Origin of the sequence: Collimonas sp. OK607 (assembly GCF_900111995.1) — a bacterium.
Lineage (GTDB): Bacteria > Pseudomonadota > Gammaproteobacteria > Burkholderiales > Burkholderiaceae_D > Collimonas.
This window is the reverse complement of sequence record NZ_FOKF01000032.1, coordinates 1-19,484: the sequence shown is the minus strand read 5'-3', so window position 1 is coordinate 19,484 and position 19,484 is coordinate 1. Positions and strand designations below refer to the sequence as shown.

Here is a 19,484-nt window from a genome sequence, read left to right as displayed (position 1 = left end):
TCCGGCCTGTCTTTCTGAAGTCATGGTTGAAGCTGACAATGCCACGATTATCGCAGCTTGAGCGTCGCCACGATAGGCGCGTGATCCGACAATTTTGCCCATTCCGCGCCATGCAGGACTTCAGCTGATTCTACCGTAAAGCCACGCAAATAAATCCGGTCCAGACGCAACCAGGGAAAAGCCGCCGGGAAAGTACGCGCAGGCTTCAATTTTGGCGTGCGCCCCACCAGTTGCTGCAAATAGGAACCAACGCCTTGTATCAGGCTACCGGTGGCGATCCGCTCATCGAATATTTCGGCGACATCGAGCCGCGCTCTCAGCAACTCACTCAGACGATTGCCCCAGTCGTTGAAATCGCCTGCGATAATCAGCGGCGCGCCAGGCGGCGATGAGCTGCGCACCGCTTCGATCAAGGCGGCAGTCTGACGACGCCTGCCGCCGCCGAACAAACCCAGGTGCACCACGTAGCAGTGAATATCCTGGACTTCGGTTTTCAATACGCAATGCAAAATGCCGCGTGATTCATATGCGTGGTCCGACACATCCTGATTGCTTTGCGAGCCGATTTCAAAACGGCTCAACAAGGCATTGCCATGATGGCCGTGATCGTACACGGCGTTCATGCCGTAGGCGGCGTGATGCGAATCACCTGCGAGGAAATCATGCTGGGCCTGATCCGGCCAGTGCGCCGCATGGCGTGCCGCCATCAGATCATGCCTGCCCTGCACCTCCTGCAAGAAAAACACATCGGCCTCCATCTGCGCCAGCGCCTGCTTCAATGCATGCACGCGCGGCCGGCTGCCCAGCGAAGACACGCCTTTGTGGATGTTGTAGGTTGCGATGCGCAGTTTCATGAAACTCTTCGGTGATGCCAACTACTTGTTGATCTGGCGCGGCAGTTGCAGGATCGCTTCGGCGTTCGATGGTGAAAAACACGCGTCCGCTGCTGCGCGATAAGGTAGCCACTTGTACTGCAAATGTTCGCGCGGCGCGAGGGTAATCGGGATACCGTTCGGCACCAGCAAACCAAACACATGCTCAGTATTTTTAGTTACTCCAGGCGCATAGCGATGGCGCCAGACCGGATAAATCTCATACACGTTGGCAACACCCCAGTCGTGCAGATTCGACACCGGCACTGCGCCTGGCTCGGCGGCCACAACGATGCCGGTTTCTTCCTGCACTTCACGCATTGCCGTCGCGTCCAGAGCTTCTTCCGGAAAATCCTTGGAGCCGGTTACCGATTGCCAGTAATCCAGCTTATCGGCCCGCTCCATCAACAAGACCTGTAGATCTTCTGTATAAATGACAACCAAAACCGATTCGGGAATTTTATACATGCGCTTCTTTTAATATTGCGTGTAGGGTGGGCAAGCTTTTTGCCCACGCGTTATCGATGACCGGTGCGAATGGCCGAATTCCGCGTGGGCAAAACAACTTGCCCACCCTACTCAATTCAGAAAACACCACTATAAACCGGTTTTGCCCGGACATAAAAAAAGCGCGGAAATCCGCGCTTCTTTTTATACTGCTTTTACCAGGAAATTAAACCACCTTGGCTTCCGGCGCGCGCAAACGGATATGCAATTCTTTCAATTGCTTTTCGTCCACAGCCGATGGCGCATGCGTCAACAGACATTGCGCGCGCTGGGTTTTCGGGAAGGCGATGACGTCGCGAATCGATTCGGCGCCGCACATCATGGTCACGATACGATCCAAACCGAACGCCAGGCCGCCATGCGGTGGCGCACCGTATTGCAAAGCGTCGAGCAGGAAGCCGAACTTGAGCTGCGCTTCTTCGGCATCGATCTTCAAGGCACGGAACACCTTGCTCTGCACATCGGCACGGTGGATACGGATCGAACCGCCGCCCAGTTCCCAACCGTTCAAGACCATGTCGTACGCCTTGGCAATAGCCTTGCCCGGATCGGTTTCGATGAAATCTTCGTGGCCGTCTTTCGGCGAAGTGAACGGATGGTGCAAGGCATTCCAGCGATCGCCGTCTTCATCGTATTCGAACATCGGGAAGTCGACCACCCACAATGGGCGCCATGTATCGTCGAACAGACCGACTTTCTTGCCGAAATCGCTGTGGCCGACCTTCACGCGCAACGCGCCGATGGCGTCGTTGACTACCTTGGCCTTGTCGGCGCCGAAGAAAATCAGGTCGCCGTCTTCCGCACCGGTTTGTTCGAGGATCTGCGCCAGCGCTGCGTCGTGCAGGTTCTTGACGATAGGCGATTGCAAACCGTCGCGACCCTTGGCTTTTTCGTTGACCTTGATGTAAGCCAGACCCTTGGCGCCGTAGATCGCTACGAACTGGGTATAGGCATCGATTTCGGAACGCGGCATAGCGGCGCCGCCAGGCACGCGCAGGCCAACCACACGGCCGTTTTCCATATTCGCTGCACCGGAGAACACCTTGAAATCGACGTCTTTCATCACTGCGGTCAGATCGGTGAAGGCAAGCTTCACGCGCATGTCCGGCTTGTCCGAACCGTACAGTGCCATCGCGGTGGCGAAATCCATCACCGGGAACGGGTTAGGCAAGTCGATATCCAGCGCGTTCTTGAACACCAGGCGGATCATGCCTTCGAACATGTCGCGGATTTCCTGTTCCGACATGAAGGAAGTTTCGCAGTCGATCTGTGTGAATTCAGGTTGACGGTCAGCGCGCAGATCTTCGTCGCGGAAGCATTTGACGATCTGGTAGTAACGGTCGAAGTTGGCCACCATCAGCAATTGTTTGAACAATTGCGGCGACTGCGGCAGCGCAAAGAACTGACCGGCGTTGACGCGTGAAGGCACGAGGTAATCGCGGGCGCCTTCCGGGGTCGACTTGGTCAGCATCGGTGTTTCAATATCGATGAAGCCGTTAGCATCGAGGAACTTGCGCACTTCCATCGTCACCTTGTAACGCAGGCGCAGGTTGTTTTGCATTTGCGGACGGCGCAGGTCCAGCACGCGGTGCGTCAGGCGAGTGGTTTCGGACAGGTTTTCGTCGTCCAGCTGGAACGGCGGCGTGACCGACGGGTTGAGTACTTCGAGTTCATGCGCCAGCACTTCGATCTTGCCGGATTTCAGGTTGCTGTTACCGGTGCCGTCCGGGCGCAGGCGCACCACACCGGTGATACGCAGGCAGAACTCGTTGCGCACTGCTTCCGCGTTCTTGAATACTTCGGCGCGATCCGGATCGCACACCACCTGCACCAGGCCTTCGCGGTCGCGCAGGTCGATGAAAATGACGCCGCCATGATCGCGACGACGATGCACCCAGCCGCACAGGCTGACGGTTTGGCCGAGAAGTACCTCAGTGGTGAGGCCGCAGTATTGGGTTCGCATGGACATATTCAGTTTTTCGCAGTTCAGATGTTGTAGATATTAATTAGTTGTAAGTGTGACTTAGAGGCGTGGCTTAGTTGCCAGCTGCCGGGCTATTGCCTGGCGGCGAGTCGATGACCAGCTTCCTGTCAGGCTGTTGCTCAGGCGCGACCACACCCATTGAAACAATGTACTTCAAGGCTTCATCGACGCTCATGTCGAGTTCGATGGTGTCTGCGCGCGGTAGCATCAGGAAGAATCCGGAAGTCGGATTGGGCGTAGTCGGCACATACACGCTGACGTAATCGCCGACCAGATGGTTTTTTACATCGCCGCCCGGAATCCCGGTCAGGAACGCAATCGTCCACGATCCCTCGCGCGGGTATTGCACCAGCAAGGCTTTGCGGAAAGCATTGCCGGACGATGAAAACAAGGTATCCGACACTTGCTTGACGCTGGAATAGATCGAGCTGACTACCGGAATGCGCGTCAGCACCGCTTCCCACACCGACACAATCTGGCGGCCGATGAAATTGCGTGTCGCCAGGCCGGTCAGGAAAATCACCAGCAAGGTCAGGATCGTGCCGAGCCCGGGAATATCATGCCCCAGCAGCGCTTTCGGCCGCCATTGCTCCGGCAGCAGCAGCAGCGACTGATCCATCGTGCCAATGATCAGATTCAGCACCCATAGCGTGATAGCCAGGGGGACTAAAACCAGCAGACCGGTGATGAAATATTTACGCATGGCTTTCTTTGTGGGACAACGCGTACCAAGTACGCGCGCCTGGTTTTCAACTTGCTGAAATTACTTCGGCGACCTTGCGCGACCTTACGTCGCGGCAGCTGGCGTGCTGCTAGCTGCTGCTGGTGTTGCTGCCGGCGCCGCCGACGCAACTGCAGCAGCCGGAGCGGCTGTTGCGGCAGGTGTGCTGCCGGCCGCTGCCGGCTCAGCCGCGCTTACCGGCGGCACTGTCGCACCTGCGCCGCCACGGAAATCGGTCACGTACCAGCCGGTGCCTTTGAGCTGGAAACCAGCTGCAGTCACCTGCTTCTTGAACTCGGCTTTGCTGCAGGTCGGGCAGACCGTCAGCGGCTCGTCGGACATCTTTTGCAGTACATCTTTGGCAAAACCACAGGCTTCGCAGCGATACGCATAAATCGGCATGGTGAAACTCCGCAAATATCTTACAAAACCCTGAATTATAAAGGTTTTTTCGGGTAAGTACGGGCTTAGTGCCGGCTGAGCCGATGGCTTGTGGCGGCGGCGCCATTAATTGGCGTCGCCGTTGTTAATTTTGCATCACGTAAAACCGTGCACGGAAGAACTAGCGCGCGCGAATCTCAGTCCACATACGGTTCATGGCGCGCCGTTGCTTGCTGTTCAAGTCTTTCAGCATCTCCAGCTTGGCAAAACCTGCCTTGTCCGGGAAAATCGCCGGGTTGTTGGCGATTTCAGGCTTGATATACTTGGCAGCATCGGCGTTCGGATTGCCGGAACCGATCAGATTACTGAGTTCGGCAGCATTCTTGCCATCCAGCATGAAATTGATGAACTTGAGCGCCAGGTCTGGCCGCGGCGCCGCTTTGTGGATCACCATGCTATCCAGCGCCAGCACCGCACCTTCTTTCGGCATGGCGTGGCGGATATGGAATTTGCGGCCGGCTTTCTGGGCATCGACATCTGCCTGGAAGATGTCATTCGAATAACCGTGCGCCAGCCAGATATTGCCGACCGTTAATTCTTTGATATAACTGCTGCCGTTGAACGCCGCCCAGTAAGGTTTAGCCTTGAGGATCACATCCTTTGCTTGCTGCCAGTGCGCCTCGTCGGTATCGTTGGCGGAATAGCCTAGGTATTTGAGCGCTGCCGCCATCAGTTCATTGGCGGAATCTAGCACGGTTACCTTGCCTTTGATCTTGACCAGGATCTTGGGATCGAAAATCGCCGCCCAGCTATCAACCGGAATCCCCAGTTCCTTCATCTTTTGATCGTTGTAACCCATCAAGGTCACGGTGTAGGCATAGGGTACGGAGTACTTGTTGCCCTTGTCGAAATCGGTATTCAGGTAGGCCGGATTGACGTTCTTCAGGTTCGGCAACTGGCTCTTGTCGAGCGGCAGCAGGGCTTGTTGCTTGATCAATGCGTCCAATGCATTGCCAGTCGGCACGATGATGTCATAGCCTTTTGCGCCGGCGGCCAGCTTGGCCAGCATTTCTTCATTGTCGCCATAATAAGTCTGCACCACCTTGCATTTGCAGAAGGCCTCGAAACGCTGCACGGTTTCCGGCGCAATGTAATTGTTCCAGTTATACAAGCGTAATTCATCGGCAGCCTGGGCCGAGAAGCTGGCAAACAAGAGAGTCGCGACGGTAAGCAGTTTTTTCATGGCAATCCTGATATGCGGACGAATTTACGAAGAACGGATGGCGTTTGGCGCCAGCTTGGAAGCGATGATTATAAGCAGCAGGGTCAACCCCATCAATAAGGTAGAGACTGCATTTACCTCCGGTGTGACGGCAATCTTGATCATCGAATAGATCTGCAGCGGCAAGGTGGAGGCGTTGGCGCCGGCGGTAAAGAAGGTAATCACGAAGTCGTCGATCGACAAGGTGAACGCCATCAAGGCCCCCGCTACGACACCTGGCATGATCAACGGCAGCGTAACCAGGCGGAACGCTTGCATCGGCGTCGCGCCGCAATCGCGCGCCGCTTCGGTCAGGCTTTCATCCATGCCAGACAGGCGCGAGCGCACCACAATCGCTACAAAACCTATGCAGAACGCGATATGCGCCAGGGCGATCGAGACCAGTCCGAGGGTGATATTTAGCATCACGAAGAAAATCAGCAGCGACACGCCAACCAGGATCTCCGGGATCGCGATCGGCGTCAGCACTAGCAAGGGCAGCAATTTCAGCTTGTAGCGATGCATGGCAAAACCAGCCATGGTGCCCAGCAATGTAGATGCGGCGCTGGCGACCAGCGCGATCATCAGGGAATTGCCGGCGGCTTTCAGCATCTCGTCGTTATGAAACAGCTTGCGATACCAATCCAGTGTGAAGCCGACCCACTCGGCATTGAGTTGCGAGTCGTTGAAGGAGTACACCACCACGATGATCAACGGCACGTACAGGAAAGCGTACACGGCCAGCGCTACCAGCCACAAGCCGAGCGGACGTCGGATTACTTTAGTCATGCGGTTCTCCTCGGCTTTGCTACCAGCACCGCAATGCCGGCGGCGATCAGGGCCGCCACCGTGAGGACGATGGACAACACGCTGCCGAACGGCCAGTCGCGGGTTTCGAGGAATTGCTGTTTGATTACATTACCTATCATGTCGCTACCGGTACCACCCAGGATGTCAGACACCGCAAAAATCCCCAGCGCCGGGATGAAGACCAGTGCCGCACCGGCGTAGACGCCGGGCAAGGACAGCGGGAAAGTGATGCGCCAGAAACGCTGCCAGGCCGAAGCACCCAGATCCTGCGCGGCGTCGACCAGGGCCGGATCGTGCTTTTCCAGATTGGCGTATAGCGGCAAGACCATGAATGGCAGATGCACATAGACCAGGCCGACGATCACCGAAAACGCCGTAAACAACAGCCGTACCGGCTCGATACCGGCCAGCCCCAGCACATAGTTGACGGCCTGGGTCAGGCCGGACTGCGGGCCGAGGATGATCATCCAGGCATAGACGCGGATCAGGAAGTTACTCCAGAACGGCAGGATCACCAGCAGAATCAGCAGATCGCGATATTTCTTGGGGCTGCGTGCAATCAGCAATGCCAGTGGATAAGCCATCAGCAGGCAGCAGAAGGTGGTGATTACTGCGTACATCAGCGATTTCAGGAAGATCGCCGTGTAGATGAAATCGGAAGTGTAGCGCTGGAAATTCTCCAGTGTCAGGTTCAGCTTGCCGGCCTCGTCGAAGACCGGCGCCAGGCCGCCGTAGTCGCCGGCATAACGGATCGAGGCGAACACCATGATCAGGCTGGGGATGGCGAAGAACAGCAGCAAGTAGAACAGCGGCGGGCCGCTGATCAGCCAGCGCGCCATGCGGCTGCGTTTCTCTGCTGCCTTGGACAGCTTCTTTGCCGCCTCGCTGGCAACCGCATTGACAACCTTACTCATACAAGAAATGCCCTGCGTCGAATTGCCAGGCGATATCCACCATATCGCCGACTTCAAAGAATTTAGCGCGGCCGGCCGCCGAATTCGCCAGCAAGGCCTCGATCGTGGTGCCGCCCTCGGTCTGTACGATGTAGACGGTGACGTCGCCCAGATACAACAACTCTTTGACGAAACCCTTGAAGTGGTTTTCGGCGGTGTCGGTGCCGATCTCGGCGCTGATGTGGATTTTTTCCGGTCGCAAAGCCAGAGTGCCTTTACGGCCGGTTGCCGCTTCAGGAGGCACCGCACTATTGACCAGGCCGAGGCCGGGCACGTCCAGTTGCATGGAAGCGCCGTCGATACTGGCAATCTCGCCGTCCAGCAAATTACAGGTGCCGATGAAGTCGGCCACAAAACGGGTGCGTGGATAACTGTAGATGCGTGAAGGCTCGTCCAGCTGCTCGACGTTGCCACGGTTCATGACCGCGATCCGGTGCGACAGCGCCAGCGCTTCACCCTGATCGTGAGTAACATAGACGAAAGTGATGTCGACTTCTTTTTGTAAATTGATCAACTCGATCTGCATCTGCTCGCGCAATTTGGCGTCCAGCGCTGACAGCGGCTCATCCAGCAGTAGCAGCTTGGGGCGCGACACCAAAGCGCGGGCGACAGCAACCCGTTGCCGTTGACCACCCGACAATTCATGCGGGAAACGGGCGGCGAAACCGGTCAGACGTACATCTTCCAACGCCTCTTCGACGCGGGAGCGGATCTGGTCGGCTGGCACCTTGGCCATTTTCAGGGGGAATGCAATATTGGCTGAGACCGTCATGTGCGGAAACAGCGCGTAGTTCTGGAATACGGTGCACACCGGCCGCTGCTCCGGCGGGCTGCCTACCAGATCGACGCCATCCAGCAGGATCTGGCCGGAATCGGGCAGGTCGAAACCGGCAATCATGCGTAGCAAAGTGGTTTTACCGCAGCCGGAAGGGCCTAGCAAAGTAAAGAATTCGCCGGCTTCAATCGACAGGCTGATATTGTCAACTGCGGCAAAGTCGCCAAAACGACGACTGACATTACGGATTTCGAGCAGCGCCATATGTCTTCAGATCCAGGAGGGCGAAAAACCGCCAATTGTAGCAAGGTGACTGCAATTTATGTGAAAAAAGCCAGCGCAGGGGGGCATATCGTGCCCACGCGTTACCGTGATATCCGGAGTGCAGGCTCGCCATTCAGTTGCGAATCGACGACATAGTGATCTGGAGTCGGAGTCAACTTTCGCAGGCTTTATCGCGAAACTTGACTCCGACCCCACGTCACGGTTCGGAGAAAGGCAATTCACTTATTGCAGGTTTGTTTCTTTGCGCTTTACGACTTCTGCTCCGTGGTCCACTAAGCGGGGTCAGAGTGAAGTTTCGGCGATAAAGCATACCGAAAGTTCACTCTGACCCCGGTTAGTTCGTGCTGCTTGTCGCGTAGAGCGTACAAAACATTCAAAAAGAGGACATTTCCATTTTGCCTTTACACACCCTGCGCGCGCCGTCGCCACTCCATCCAGCGTTCTTTTCCAGCAAACACGGCGATGGAGTCGGTCACTTCCCGCTCGTCGATCAGCTCAAAATCGATATGCAATAAGCGTTCCAGTTCGGCCCGGCTGATGCCGAATGGCGGGCCTTTCGGGTTATCGTCGAAAAAGAAGAAGCCGGCCAATGTCGCACCTGCCGGCAACAACTCGGCCCAGCGGCTGACAATGGCGGCGCGTTTAGCCGGCGGCAAGGCGCACAGGAAGGCGCGTTCGTAAATCAGCTCCAGCGGCTGCGGCGGCTGATAGGTAAAGAAATCGGCTTGCAACACGCGTTCCGACCATTTTCCCAGCACCGTGCGCGCTGCGTTCACGGCAGCGTCGGAAAAATCGATGGCGATCACATCCCAACCAGCGTCCGACAGTAACGCGACTTCATAGCCGCTGCCGCAACCCGGGATCAAGGTCGTTACCGGTTTGCTGCGGGTCAGATATTGCTGCAGCGCCTGCGGCACGCCGCCGTTATCCCAGGGGATGAAATCCTGCTCGAAACGCTCGCTCCAGAAATCCGGATGGGATGGATCACGATGGGCAAACTTGGGAGTGGTATCGGATTTAGCCATACTCACCACCCAATCATGTGTCCGAAGCGCAGATACAAGAGCGTCAACAGGACCCCTGCCGCCAAGCCGCCGCCGACATACACCAGCATGCCGAGGAAGCGGTTGGTCTGGCGCTGTTCTGCAATCAGCCGCCACATCATTTCGTTGCCTTGCTCAACCATAGGCTCCACCACCTGGGTCAACGCCTGATGCGCCAGGCGCGGCAGTTGCGGCAGCAGCTTGCTGTAGCGCGGCATTTCGATCTTCAACTGCTGGATCAGGCCGCGCCAGCCCATTTGCTCGCTCATCCAGCGTTCCAGATGCGGCTTGGCGGTTTTCCACAGATCGAGCTCGGGATCAAGTTGGCGACCCAGACCTTCAACGTTGAGCAAGGTTTTTTGCAGCAGCACCAATTGCGGCTGCACCTCGACATTAAAGCGACGTGAAGTCTGGAACAGGCGCAACAGCACCTGGCCGAAGGAGATATCCTTCAGCGGCCGGTCGAAAATCGGCTCGCAACAGGCGCGCACTGCGGATTCCAACTCGTCGACCCTGGTTTCCTTGGGCGCCCAGCCGGATTCGATATGGGCTTCTGCCACGCGTTTGTAATCGCGCTGGAAAAACGCCAGGAAATTTTGCGACAGATAGTCTTTGTCGAAATCGTTGAGCGTGCCGACGATGCCGAAATCAAGTGCGATGTAACGGCCGAAGGTGGCCGGCGCAACCGACACCAGGATATTCCCGGGATGCATGTCGGCATGAAAAAAACCGTCACGAAATACCTGGGTGAAAAAAATCTCGACGCCATCGCGCGATAGCTTGCCGAGATCGACGCCGGCATCGCGCAGGCGATCCAGCTGCGAAATCGGGATACCGTGCATGCGCTCCATCACGATCACCGACGATGAACAATAGTCCCAGTACATTTCCGGCACCACCAATAAATGGGAGTCGGCAAAGTTACGGCGCAGCTGGCTGCCGTTGGCGGCCTCGCGCATCAGGTCCAGCTCGTCATGCAGGTATTTATCGAATTCGCCGACTACTTCGCGCGCCTTCAGGCGGCGGCCGTCAGCCCACAGTCTCTCGACCAGACCGGCGGCGAGGTGCATCAGCTCCACGTCTTCGTCGATCGACTTTTTCATGCCGGGACGCAGCACCTTGACCGCTACCTCCTTGCCGTTTTTCAGCGTCGCAAAGTGCACCTGCGCAATCGAGGCCGAAGCCACCGGCTCACGCTCGAAGCTTGCGAACAACTCATCCGGATGGGCCTTCAATGATTTTTCGATCTGCGCAATCGCCAGATCCGAGCTGAACGGTGGCACCCGGTCCTGCAGGCGCGACAGCTCGTCGACCATGTCGCCGGGCAGCAAGTCGCGCCGGGTCGACAGCACTTGTCCGAACTTGACGAAAATCGGTCCCAGCTCTTCCAGTGCCTTGCGCAAACGTTCACCGCGCGGCGCCGAAATATCGCGCCAGAAAATCAGGGTATCGATCAGCTTGGAGATGCGCGGCGTATCAAAGCCTGACATCGCGATATCGTCCAGGCCGTAACGTATGGCAACTCGGGCAATCTTTAACAGTCGCAGAAATTTCAGAATCATGGGGCCTTCAATTTATTGATGCGTTTGGCGAGCCGTTCCAGATCGTCGCGCAACCTGGTGACATCATTCGTAAAATCGGATACCGCCTGTGGCCGCACCAACATCGGTTGTTCTTCCAGAAAATATTCGGCGACGTTTTCCGCCAGCTTCTTATGGGTAGCCAGGGCGCCGGCAACCAGCGCATTGCCACCGGCCACGATGCGCACGGCGGCGATATCGCCGACCAGTTTGCTCAGATCGTGTTCGGCATCCCAGCGCAAACCCTGGCTGACTTGCGAAATGGCGTTGGCAAAATCGGCATCGCCATCGATCTTGACGTAGGAAAAGGCGCGCTCCCGGTTCTGCGCAATCAGGGGCAGATCGGCCAGGTTGACGCGAATCGTGACGTTCACGGCCGCATCCGGCGGCGGCGCTTGCAGCAGGCCGTCGGCGCTGACCTGCCAGCTCAGTTTGACTGCACCGCCATCGAAGCAGGCGACTTTATCCGCGTGCGAGACCAGGATGCGCTGCGCCCACGGTTCTTGCGCCAGCAAATGATTGATGGCGGCGGTGATCGGCGTGAAATTGATTGGAGGAGTCATCGTCAGAAAGCAAAACCGCCCGTGACTATTCACGGGCGGTCCCAAGTTTATCAGTTTGTCAGGCCTAAAGCCCGCTTACAACCTTAGCATTTATGCACTCTTAGGCATTGACCTGCTGAATCCCGGCCAAAACCCAGCCGCCCTGCCCCGATTGCGGCTTGGACAGGTTCCAGACTTCGGTGAACGGTTCCGCCGATGCTTCCGGCACCTCCTTGATCAAGCCGGTGAATTTGACGCTGGCCAGATAGTCGTTGCCGACGGTTTCTATGCCCATCAACTCGCCGTCCAGCTGCACCACATCGGTATTGTTGGGCGATGCGCCGCGCTCTTGCAATTGCAGGCGCAGTTCACCGAACATTTCCGGCGTGGTGAATTCGCGGATGTCGTTGATATCTGCCTTATCCCAGGCGGCTTGCAGGCGAATGAAGTAAGTCTTGGCGCTACGCACGAAACCAGGCACGTCGAAATCGGCGGGAATGCCCCACGGTGCGCTGTGGCCAGCCGCGGCCGAATCCGCCTGCAATGCGGAAGGCTGGAACGAAGGGCCGGAATTGATGCGGGAACCGATTTCAGGCGTAAAGCCGGGCGAGCTGCTGTCGAAACTGGCGGCAGGTGAATTTGCACCGGAATAGGCAGCAGGTGCGGGTGTATTGCTGGCCCTTCGCATTACCAGTCGCACAACAAAAATTACGGCGACTGCCAGCAGAGCAATCATCAGGAAAGAACCGAATGCGCCGCCCATGCCGAAGTGCGACATCAACGCTCCCAGGCCGAGACCCAGCAAAGCGCCGCCCAGGATACCCTTCCAAGGGCTGGCCGGTTTAGGCGGGACCGATTGCGGGGTAGCAGCAGGTGCTGCCGGTTTGGCCTGGTTCGTATTGCCGAAATTCTGCGTCGGCTGGCTTGGCGCCTGGCGCGAAATCCCGGACGACTGTTTGCCGAACGAACCGCCGCCACCCAGGCGACGCGCATCGGCATTCGATATTGTTAACGACAAAGTGCTTGCTACCATCAGCAGCACCAGTAAAAATCTCTTCATGCGAGCTCCTACAGTTTTATGCCGGTATGCAAGGCCGCCACGCCGGCAGTTAAATTGAAATACTCAACCCGCGCCAGACCGGCATCCGTCATCATCTGCTTCAGTGTGTCCTGATCGGGATGCATGCGGATCGACTCGGCGAGGTAACGGTAGCTTTCAGAATCATTGGCAATTTTCTTGCCCAGCCACGGTAATACGGAAAACGAGTAGACGTCGTAAGGTTTTTTCAGCGGTTCCCAGACTTTCGAAAACTCCAACACCAGCAACTTGCCGCCCGGCTTCAAGACGCGCCGCATTTCTGCCAGCGCTGCATCCTTGTGCGTCATGTTGCGCAAACCGAATGCCACCGATACCCGGTCGAAATAGTTATCCGGAAACGGCAACTTCTCGGCATCGCAGAGTAAGGTGGGGGTGGACAGGCCGGTATTCAAGAGACGGTCGCGGCCGACGCGCAGCATGGACTCGTTGATATCGGTCAGCCAGACTTCGCCGGTAGGCCCCGCGCGCTTGGCGAAAGCCTTGGCCAGATCGCCGGTGCCGCCGGCAATATCCAGCACTTTGAAGCCGGGACGGATCGCCGCCTGGGCTATGGTGAAAATTTTCCAGACCCGATGCAAACCAGCCGACATCAAATCGTTCATGACATCGTATTTGGGAGCAACCGAGTGGAAAACTTCGGCAACTTTGTGGACTTTATCGTCCTCGGAGACGGTTTTGTAACCGAAATGCGTGGTGTTGGTCATGGTGGCAAGCTTATTTGGGAGGGTAGGAAGGACCCGTTACCGGAATCCCTCCCCCCTAAGAACCGTGCGTGCGACTTTCATCGCACACGGCTCAAGCAGAACAAAAGTTCCTATGCAGGAACCGGTTTCACAACTTTCAAAGCAAGGCTATGCACTTGCGTATGGCAATTCGGATGCAGTAGCACGCGATTTCCAAGAGCATCGGAACCTCCATCCACACGATATTCGATGTGGTGGTCATGCCATCCGGTGTCCATGTCCATCTCGTGCCCACACAACGCACACAAGCCTCGTTGGTCTACGTACATTTTAACCCACTCGGTTCGGTATCGCATGGCATTCACCATGCGTTCCTGACGAAGAGTCTCACCGTACATTTCGCACTTCGGATCATAGGGGTTGTATGCCCCCTTGATTTTCTTGTGATAATCGATGACTGTACTCGCGAGCGAGTACAGTTCCATCACATCCTTTTTGCCTTTGGCATTGATAATGTCTACGGCAAACACCCACGCCCGATTGCCGATTGACCGCCAATACTTCTGGCGAATCCAGTCTGCGCTCTTCGTTGGATGACGACGTTTCGCCCAGCGCATGAGCCGGTGAAACAGCAACCAGTCCATGCGCGTGAACGCTTCTTTAGCAACCACGGGGCTGTGATACTGCGACCAGCCCCGTAGCATTGGGTTGAGCAGGCGAATCAGATTTTCCTGCTTAACGCCGAGATTGTCGTTGATGATATTTCTGAGCTTTTCATAAAACGTTTTCACGTTTTTCTTACTAGGCTTAATCAGTAGTACCTCGGATTTCTTGCGAGAATATTTCCGAAAGTTCCACCCCAGAAAATCGAAACCGTCATTGATGTGTACGACCTTGGTCTTGGCCGCAGATAGTCGCAATCCCCTTGTTGCCAGGAATGTTTCCACCCACGGCCTGACGTCGTTTTCCAGGATCTCTTTTGAAGCTCCCGTAATGACAAAATCATCCGCGTACCGTACAACAGCAACCTTCAGTTTCTCGGCTTTGGTGATACCAAATTTCTTTCCAAGATACTGGCGAAGTTCAGTTTCCAAGCCATTCAGCGTCCAATTCGCTAATCCGGGGCTAATGATGCCCCCTTGCGGCGTACCTGCTGTGGTGGCGAGCAACTGCTGCCGGTCAACTACCCCGGATTTCAACCACTTCCGAAGGATCGACTTGTCCATACAAATGTTGTCGAGTATCCAGTCATGATTAATGTTGTCGAAGAAACCCTCGATATCCGCATCTAGTACCCATCTGGCCGAGACCTTCCGGCTTGTCAGAATAAATATTTGCGACATCGCGTCGGCGGTGCAGCGATTTTTCCGAAACCCATACGAGTTCGGATCGCTGACCGCTTCCAAAACCGGATCCAGTGCAAGCAAATACAGGGCTTGCATGGCCCGATCCTTCATGGTGGGAATGCCCAGAGGGCGCATTTTCCCATTCGATTTTGGAATATAAACCCTCCGTAGTGGCAAGGGTCGATACCGCTGCTTTTTCAACGTAGCAATTGCATCGTATTTCTGCAACGGCGTGTTCCATAATTCGCGGTCCACACCTGCCGTTCTTTTGCCTTGATTTTGGGTCACCCGTTTAACTGCCAACGCTTGCGCGCTAAACGAGTGGGTCAGCCACCTTTGCAGAGCTTTCACCCGACGCCAGTCACCAACCTGTGTTGCCTTCACTAAGCGGATCTGTATGACTCTCACGTGTTTCTGAACGCGCTTCCAATCAATGGAAGCCCAGTCCGTTGGGACGTGCGAAGACGCAGAACCCATTTCGTTGCCATGGATTTCTTTCATGCTGTTCCTCGGAGTAGTAATAATGCCCGCCGAGGACGCAGCTTGGCCCCGAAGGGACAAACTACATCCCTTCGGGGCGTTGATAAATTACACGCTACTTAAGTCGATTCAAATTGCTTTATGACTGTTTCACCGTATGGAAGTCTGCACTCTTTCGAGTCAGGACAAATTTTGAATCCCTATCCAGTTCATTACAAACCGGCATTCGCTTTTTCCATATTCCCATACCTCCTCCACCATGGGCTCCCCTTGCGGTTTGCTTGCCTTCGATGACCTGAAGGCGGTGCATGAGGCTTACCACGTTTCCTGCGACACCGACACGGCGGTCCTCTGCCGTAACAACTGTTTAGGGTCCGACTCTCCCCCAGTGGTTTAATGACGACGTATCCCTAGCCTGCACAGAGATAACCAACCACATCCCGTTTTGGGTAAGGCCATAGCAGCTTCAGCCTTTCAATGTTTACGGGGGTTCAAACGTCAGTTCACATGTGTTACCCATGCAGCATTTCCAGCCCCTCAACCGCCGTGCTGCTGGCAGTCTCTGCTCGTTCACTCGCGTAAAGAGAGCACCGCCAAAGCGGGGGTACATTGTCTTCGGAGCTTCACACCCTGCCGTCACCAGCAACGCATGTCCGAATAGGAAACAGGTGGTCGTGCACCTGGTCGCAGCACCGTCATCCAGATTACGGATAACGGGTACGACAAGGCATCGCAGAACTTCTCGCGATCTTTGTTTGCTTTCTTCCCGCCGAGCCAACGGCTCGCCTCAGAGCATCTCCGGTAAGAGACGACCTCCGTTTCAAAATTATTTTTGTAACAGCTTGAATTTTGTTGCGTGGAGGCGACACTTTGCACGTCTTGTAGACTGAAATTGCCTTTGAAGACCGATAAATCGCCGATCCAACTGGTGACTTTCGATTTCCGTGACAACCTTTTGGAGCATCATGTCTGATTGAAATACCCTGATTACGTTGGACGCAACTTGGGTATGTGATGAGTACAGCTCTGTTCTATTTTTCTCGAAAATTCCAATAATTTTCAAATAAATCAGAGACTTACCCTCAATGGCGGGGGAGATCTTTGCAGAGTGGCCGGAGCCACTTTTGGTTCTACTATTTGCCGTGTTAGCGGCAGATCGCGACACACGTGTCGCACGCAGACTTACATTATACAAGTCCCGCCAAGGGTTGCTTGGCTTGCCAAATAATCTATGGGTGATTTACCACCGGCATGACCAACCTTACATGGCGGAAAAACAACTAAGCCTTGTCAGCCTTACCCGCGGCGTTGGCCAACTTGCTCAGCATCTGGTCCAGCAACCACGGTTTGCGGTCCTGGTCTTCCGCCAGTTCCTTACGCCGGATCGCATCGCGCACTACCAGCGAACCGATGTAACGCAACGGCTCCGGCGGGAACTGACCGCGCGGGCCGGCGGCCAGCGGGCTGCGGCTCCAAGCATTGTCGATGCCCAGCACCAGCGACGACAATAATTGCCCGCCCATGTAGCTGGGGCCGACGCCATTGCCGGAATAGCCAAAGCCGTAAAACACATTCGGCATGTCGTTGAGCCGCCCGAAGAATGGGAAACCGGTTACCGAACGATCTGAAGGGCCGTTCCAGCTGGCGGTGATCGGCACCTCGGCCAGCGCCGGGAAAAATTCGTGCAGGCTGCGCTTGAGCTGTTGCTCATAGGGTGAGCGCTGATCGAATACCGGCAGGATGCGACCGCGCCAGGCGAAGGTGTTGCCGCCCTTGCCCAGCATCAGGCGGCCGTCTTGGGTAGTGCGGTAATAGAAGACGAAAGTGCGCGAATCGAGTACCGATACGCCGTCTGTCAGACCGATGCTCTGTAATAGTTCAGGACATTTTTCAGTGATCACCATATCGCTGGAGACTACCGCCAGGGTACGTTCGAATTGTGGGAAGCGGCTGGCCATCCAGGCGTTGATGGCCAACACCATCTTGTCGACCTGCAGGCTGCCGGCCGGTGTTTGCAGCGTGACCGTGGCGCCGGGCGTGAACGACAGCATCGGCGTTCTTTCGTAAATCCGTATTCCCATCTGCAGCGCCACACGGCGCAAGCCGCGCACCAGTTTTCCTGGATGCACAGTCGCCGCCATCGGCGAGAACACGCCGGCAAGATTGCGCGTCGAGCCGGAACGACGTTGTACTTCGGCATCTGGCAGCGCATGGTAGGAGCTGATGCCTTGCCGTTGTAACTCTTCCAGCACAGGATCCAAGACGCCCAGTTGCGCCTTGGCGGTGGCCGTATACAAAGTGCCGTCTTGACGGAATTCGGCGTCGATCTTGTGATCGCGGCAGAAATTGCCGATGTGATCGACTACCGCTTCAGAGGCCTTGACCAGACGTACCGCTTCGGCTTCGCCGAACAAACGGCGCAGGGTAAAGAATTTTGTGGCCCAGGTCAGCAGGCAGCCACCGTTGCGGCCGCTGGCGCCGGCGCCGCACAGATCGCTTTCGATGATGGCAATGTCTAGCGCCGGGTTTTGCTGCTTGAGCTGGATGGCAGTCCACAAACCGGTAAAGCCGCCGCCGACAATGCCGACGTCTGCCTTTTGCTGGCCTTGCAGCGCCGGGGCTAACTCACCGTCGCCGGATAGTGCATCTTCCAGCCAGAATGGGCGCATACGATATCTATTCCAGGTAAGTAATGATTGGTCGGCAACTAAGCAGTGACTAAAGCACAGGCAGACATCATTTTTGAGAAATGCTGCAAATCGGGAGTCGCCATTCCTTCCACCTTAGCCTGGTCATCCCACAGCCTCAGGCTGACCGCATCCGCGGCATAAGGGCGGGCAATGAATTTCGCCGCATCGGCGTCGGAAAAAACGCCACCTTGCAGTTCCAGGCTACGCTTGGAATCCTCTGACAAGCGCGCCCAATAAGCGCTATCCGTGGCGCATAAATAGCGCTTGGCGTCGACGTGTAAACGAATCGGCTCCAGCACCGCGGGGCTGAACAAACCGCGCAGATACGGTATCGCGAAATATTGATGGGTATCGTCGACGCCGCGTGCCGATGGCGTCTCGCCTTGCGGATTCAACAGGTGTCCGAGATCGTGCAACAACGCTGCGCAAACCAGCTCCGGCTCAGCGCCGGCCTGTTCTGCCAGGGTGGCCGATTGCAGCGCGTGCTGCAACTGGTTGACCGGCTCGCCGCTATACATCTCGTGGCCGCCGCGATCGAACAGTTCGCAAATTTGCGGGATCGTCAGCATATATATTAGGTATGATTCATTGCTAGGAAAAATACATCAAAATTGCGCAACCTGTGATCAGCCGGAATCGCGCCAAGTTTGCGGTTGAACATCAGCGGCACCTTTTGTTCCGAGATGCCGCCGTGCGAGCGCAACGGCAATTTCAATTCGGACAGATCGTGGCGGCTGGCGGAAGTGCCGATCACGGTCAGGCGTTCGCTGACGATCACCAGATCGCCGATACGGTCCTCAGGCAACTCAAAGCGCGCTGCAGCTTCACCACGCGTCAAGACCACTTCGACGCCAGGAATCGCGCTGATCTGCCGTGAAACGCTGGCCAGATCCGCACCCTCATTCAGATACACAGTAGCGTAAGAACCCAACGCGCCGTGGTGCACGACATAGGGATCGGTAATCGGCAAAATGACACGGGTTTTACCACTCCCTATCTTGGCATCCAGTACGTCCTGCAGATAAATCACGTTGGGTGTGCCGGCACTGTCGGTCTTGGCGTTCATGCCATGATCGGCAGTCAGGCCGATTACCGCACCCAGCGCGTCGAGCTGAGTCAGATAGTGATCCATCATGGCGTAGAAGGCATTCGCGCCTGGTGTGCCGGGCGCGAACTTATGCTGGATGTAGTCGGTCGTCGACAGATACATGATGTCCGGACGCTGTGTTTCCAGCAGCTTGACCCCGGCGGCAAACACGAACTCCGACAATTCGGCGCTATACACCGACGGCAATGGCATGCCGACCAGTTCCAGCAAATTCCCGACGCCGTTCTGCTCCAGCGTGGCCTGATCGGCCTTCTCCGCCGAGAAGCAAATACCCCCGCGCATTTTATGACCGAGCAAACCGCGCAATTTGTCTTTGGCAGTGATCACGGCGACCTTGGCTCCGGCGTTGGAGAAGGCCTCGAAT

At 56.2% G+C, this 19,484-nt stretch carries 18 protein-coding genes; all 18 read right to left on the bottom strand.

The window, feature by feature from the left end:
• Window positions 1-47 precede the first annotated feature (47 nt).
• The gene (locus BM029_RS19115) at window positions 48-854 is read right to left on the bottom strand and encodes an endonuclease/exonuclease/phosphatase family protein (protein WP_092438733.1); all 807 of its coding nucleotides are present in this window, start codon (window positions 852-854) and stop codon (window positions 48-50) included.
• A 21-nt stretch (window positions 855-875) separates the two neighbouring features.
• Complete coding sequence (gene nudB, locus BM029_RS19110) at window positions 876-1,340, bottom strand: dihydroneopterin triphosphate diphosphatase (RefSeq protein ID WP_092438731.1); 465 nt, start codon at window positions 1,338-1,340, stop codon at window positions 876-878.
• A 205-nt stretch (window positions 1,341-1,545) separates the two neighbouring features.
• Window positions 1,546-3,348, bottom strand: a complete 1,803-nt coding sequence (gene aspS, locus BM029_RS19105) for an aspartate--tRNA ligase (protein WP_092438729.1) — start codon at window positions 3,346-3,348, stop codon at window positions 1,546-1,548.
• Window positions 3,349-3,415: 67 nt separating this feature from the next.
• On the bottom strand, window positions 3,416-4,066 hold the full coding sequence (locus BM029_RS19100; RefSeq protein ID WP_092438727.1) for a DUF502 domain-containing protein: 651 nt from the start codon (window positions 4,064-4,066) through the stop codon (window positions 3,416-3,418).
• A gap of 84 nt (window positions 4,067-4,150) precedes the next feature.
• Window positions 4,151-4,486: an FmdB family zinc ribbon protein gene (locus BM029_RS19095; protein ID WP_092438725.1), complete on the bottom strand. Its 336-nt coding sequence runs from the start codon at window positions 4,484-4,486 to the stop codon at window positions 4,151-4,153.
• A gap of 160 nt (window positions 4,487-4,646) precedes the next feature.
• Window positions 4,647-5,708, bottom strand: coding sequence for an ABC transporter substrate-binding protein (locus BM029_RS19090; RefSeq protein WP_092438723.1), 1,062 nt, complete (start codon window positions 5,706-5,708; stop codon window positions 4,647-4,649).
• 24 nt (window positions 5,709-5,732) lie between these two features.
• The gene (locus tag BM029_RS19085; RefSeq protein ID WP_092417082.1) at window positions 5,733-6,515 is read right to left on the bottom strand and encodes an ABC transporter permease; all 783 of its coding nucleotides are present in this window, start codon (window positions 6,513-6,515) and stop codon (window positions 5,733-5,735) included.
• Window positions 6,512-7,450, bottom strand: coding sequence for an ABC transporter permease (locus tag BM029_RS19080; RefSeq protein ID WP_092438721.1), 939 nt, complete (start codon window positions 7,448-7,450; stop codon window positions 6,512-6,514). Before BM029_RS19080 ends, BM029_RS19085 begins: the two co-directional genes overlap by 4 nt.
• Window positions 7,443-8,528, bottom strand: a complete 1,086-nt coding sequence (locus BM029_RS19075; protein ID WP_092438719.1) for an ABC transporter ATP-binding protein — start codon at window positions 8,526-8,528, stop codon at window positions 7,443-7,445. The genes BM029_RS19080 and BM029_RS19075 overlap by 8 nt, the downstream gene beginning before the upstream one ends.
• A 422-nt stretch (window positions 8,529-8,950) precedes the next feature.
• Window positions 8,951-9,574, bottom strand: coding sequence for a methyltransferase domain-containing protein (locus tag BM029_RS19070; protein ID WP_092438717.1), 624 nt, complete (start codon window positions 9,572-9,574; stop codon window positions 8,951-8,953).
• A gap of 2 nt (window positions 9,575-9,576) precedes the next feature.
• Window positions 9,577-11,154, bottom strand: coding sequence for a ubiquinone biosynthesis regulatory protein kinase UbiB (gene ubiB, locus BM029_RS19065; protein WP_092438715.1), 1,578 nt, complete (start codon window positions 11,152-11,154; stop codon window positions 9,577-9,579).
• On the bottom strand, window positions 11,151-11,735 hold the full coding sequence (locus BM029_RS19060; protein WP_092438713.1) for a ubiquinone biosynthesis accessory factor UbiJ: 585 nt from the start codon (window positions 11,733-11,735) through the stop codon (window positions 11,151-11,153). Before BM029_RS19060 ends, ubiB begins: the two co-directional genes overlap by 4 nt.
• A gap of 100 nt (window positions 11,736-11,835) precedes the next feature.
• Window positions 11,836-12,774 (bottom strand): Tim44 domain-containing protein, encoded by a 939-nt coding sequence (locus BM029_RS19055; RefSeq protein ID WP_092438711.1) that lies wholly within the window; start codon window positions 12,772-12,774, stop codon window positions 11,836-11,838.
• An 8-nt stretch (window positions 12,775-12,782) separates the two neighbouring features.
• Window positions 12,783-13,517: a bifunctional demethylmenaquinone methyltransferase/2-methoxy-6-polyprenyl-1,4-benzoquinol methylase UbiE gene (ubiE, locus tag BM029_RS19050; RefSeq protein WP_092355829.1), complete on the bottom strand. Its 735-nt coding sequence runs from the start codon at window positions 13,515-13,517 to the stop codon at window positions 12,783-12,785.
• 110 nt (window positions 13,518-13,627) lie between these two features.
• The gene (gene ltrA, locus BM029_RS19045) at window positions 13,628-15,343 is read right to left on the bottom strand and encodes a group II intron reverse transcriptase/maturase (protein ID WP_092438709.1); all 1,716 of its coding nucleotides are present in this window, start codon (window positions 15,341-15,343) and stop codon (window positions 13,628-13,630) included.
• A gap of 1,259 nt (window positions 15,344-16,602) precedes the next feature.
• Window positions 16,603-17,991: an FAD-dependent oxidoreductase gene (locus BM029_RS19040; RefSeq protein WP_092438707.1), complete on the bottom strand. Its 1,389-nt coding sequence runs from the start codon at window positions 17,989-17,991 to the stop codon at window positions 16,603-16,605.
• Window positions 17,992-18,029: 38 nt separating this feature from the next.
• Window positions 18,030-18,581 (bottom strand): phosphonate degradation HD-domain oxygenase, encoded by a 552-nt coding sequence (locus BM029_RS19035; protein ID WP_092438705.1) that lies wholly within the window; start codon window positions 18,579-18,581, stop codon window positions 18,030-18,032.
• Between the two features lie 5 nt (window positions 18,582-18,586).
• Window positions 18,587-19,484 (bottom strand): phosphonoacetate hydrolase (gene phnA / locus BM029_RS19030; RefSeq protein WP_139217289.1); only part of this gene is annotated, 898 nt, incomplete at its 5' end.

Coding starts and splice junctions, on each gene's coding strand:
- BM029_RS19115 (WP_092438733.1), bottom strand. CDS start 854: ATGAAACTGCGCATCGCAACCTACAACATCCACAAAGGCGTGTCTTCG.
- nudB (WP_092438731.1), bottom strand. CDS start 1,340: ATGTATAAAATTCCCGAATCGGTTTTGGTTGTCATTTATACAGAAGAT.
- aspS (WP_092438729.1), bottom strand. CDS start 3,348: ATGTCCATGCGAACCCAATACTGCGGCCTCACCACTGAGGTACTTCTC.
- BM029_RS19100 (WP_092438727.1), bottom strand. CDS start 4,066: ATGCGTAAATATTTCATCACCGGTCTGCTGGTTTTAGTCCCCCTGGCT.
- BM029_RS19095 (WP_092438725.1), bottom strand. CDS start 4,486: ATGCCGATTTATGCGTATCGCTGCGAAGCCTGTGGTTTTGCCAAAGAT.
- BM029_RS19090 (WP_092438723.1), bottom strand. CDS start 5,708: ATGAAAAAACTGCTTACCGTCGCGACTCTCTTGTTTGCCAGCTTCTCG.
- BM029_RS19085 (WP_092417082.1), bottom strand. CDS start 6,515: ATGACTAAAGTAATCCGACGTCCGCTCGGCTTGTGGCTGGTAGCGCTG.
- BM029_RS19080 (WP_092438721.1), bottom strand. CDS start 7,450: ATGAGTAAGGTTGTCAATGCGGTTGCCAGCGAGGCGGCAAAGAAGCTG.
- BM029_RS19075 (WP_092438719.1), bottom strand. CDS start 8,528: ATGGCGCTGCTCGAAATCCGTAATGTCAGTCGTCGTTTTGGCGACTTT.
- BM029_RS19070 (WP_092438717.1), bottom strand. CDS start 9,574: ATGGCTAAATCCGATACCACTCCCAAGTTTGCCCATCGTGATCCATCC.
- ubiB (WP_092438715.1), bottom strand. CDS start 11,154: ATGATTCTGAAATTTCTGCGACTGTTAAAGATTGCCCGAGTTGCCATA.
- BM029_RS19060 (WP_092438713.1), bottom strand. CDS start 11,735: ATGACTCCTCCAATCAATTTCACGCCGATCACCGCCGCCATCAATCAT.
- BM029_RS19055 (WP_092438711.1), bottom strand. CDS start 12,774: ATGAAGAGATTTTTACTGGTGCTGCTGATGGTAGCAAGCACTTTGTCG.
- ubiE (WP_092355829.1), bottom strand. CDS start 13,517: ATGACCAACACCACGCATTTCGGTTACAAAACCGTCTCCGAGGACGAT.
- ltrA (WP_092438709.1), bottom strand. CDS start 15,343: ATGAAAGAAATCCATGGCAACGAAATGGGTTCTGCGTCTTCGCACGTC.
- BM029_RS19040 (WP_092438707.1), bottom strand. CDS start 17,991: ATGCGCCCATTCTGGCTGGAAGATGCACTATCCGGCGACGGTGAGTTA.
- BM029_RS19035 (WP_092438705.1), bottom strand. CDS start 18,581: ATGCTGACGATCCCGCAAATTTGCGAACTGTTCGATCGCGGCGGCCAC.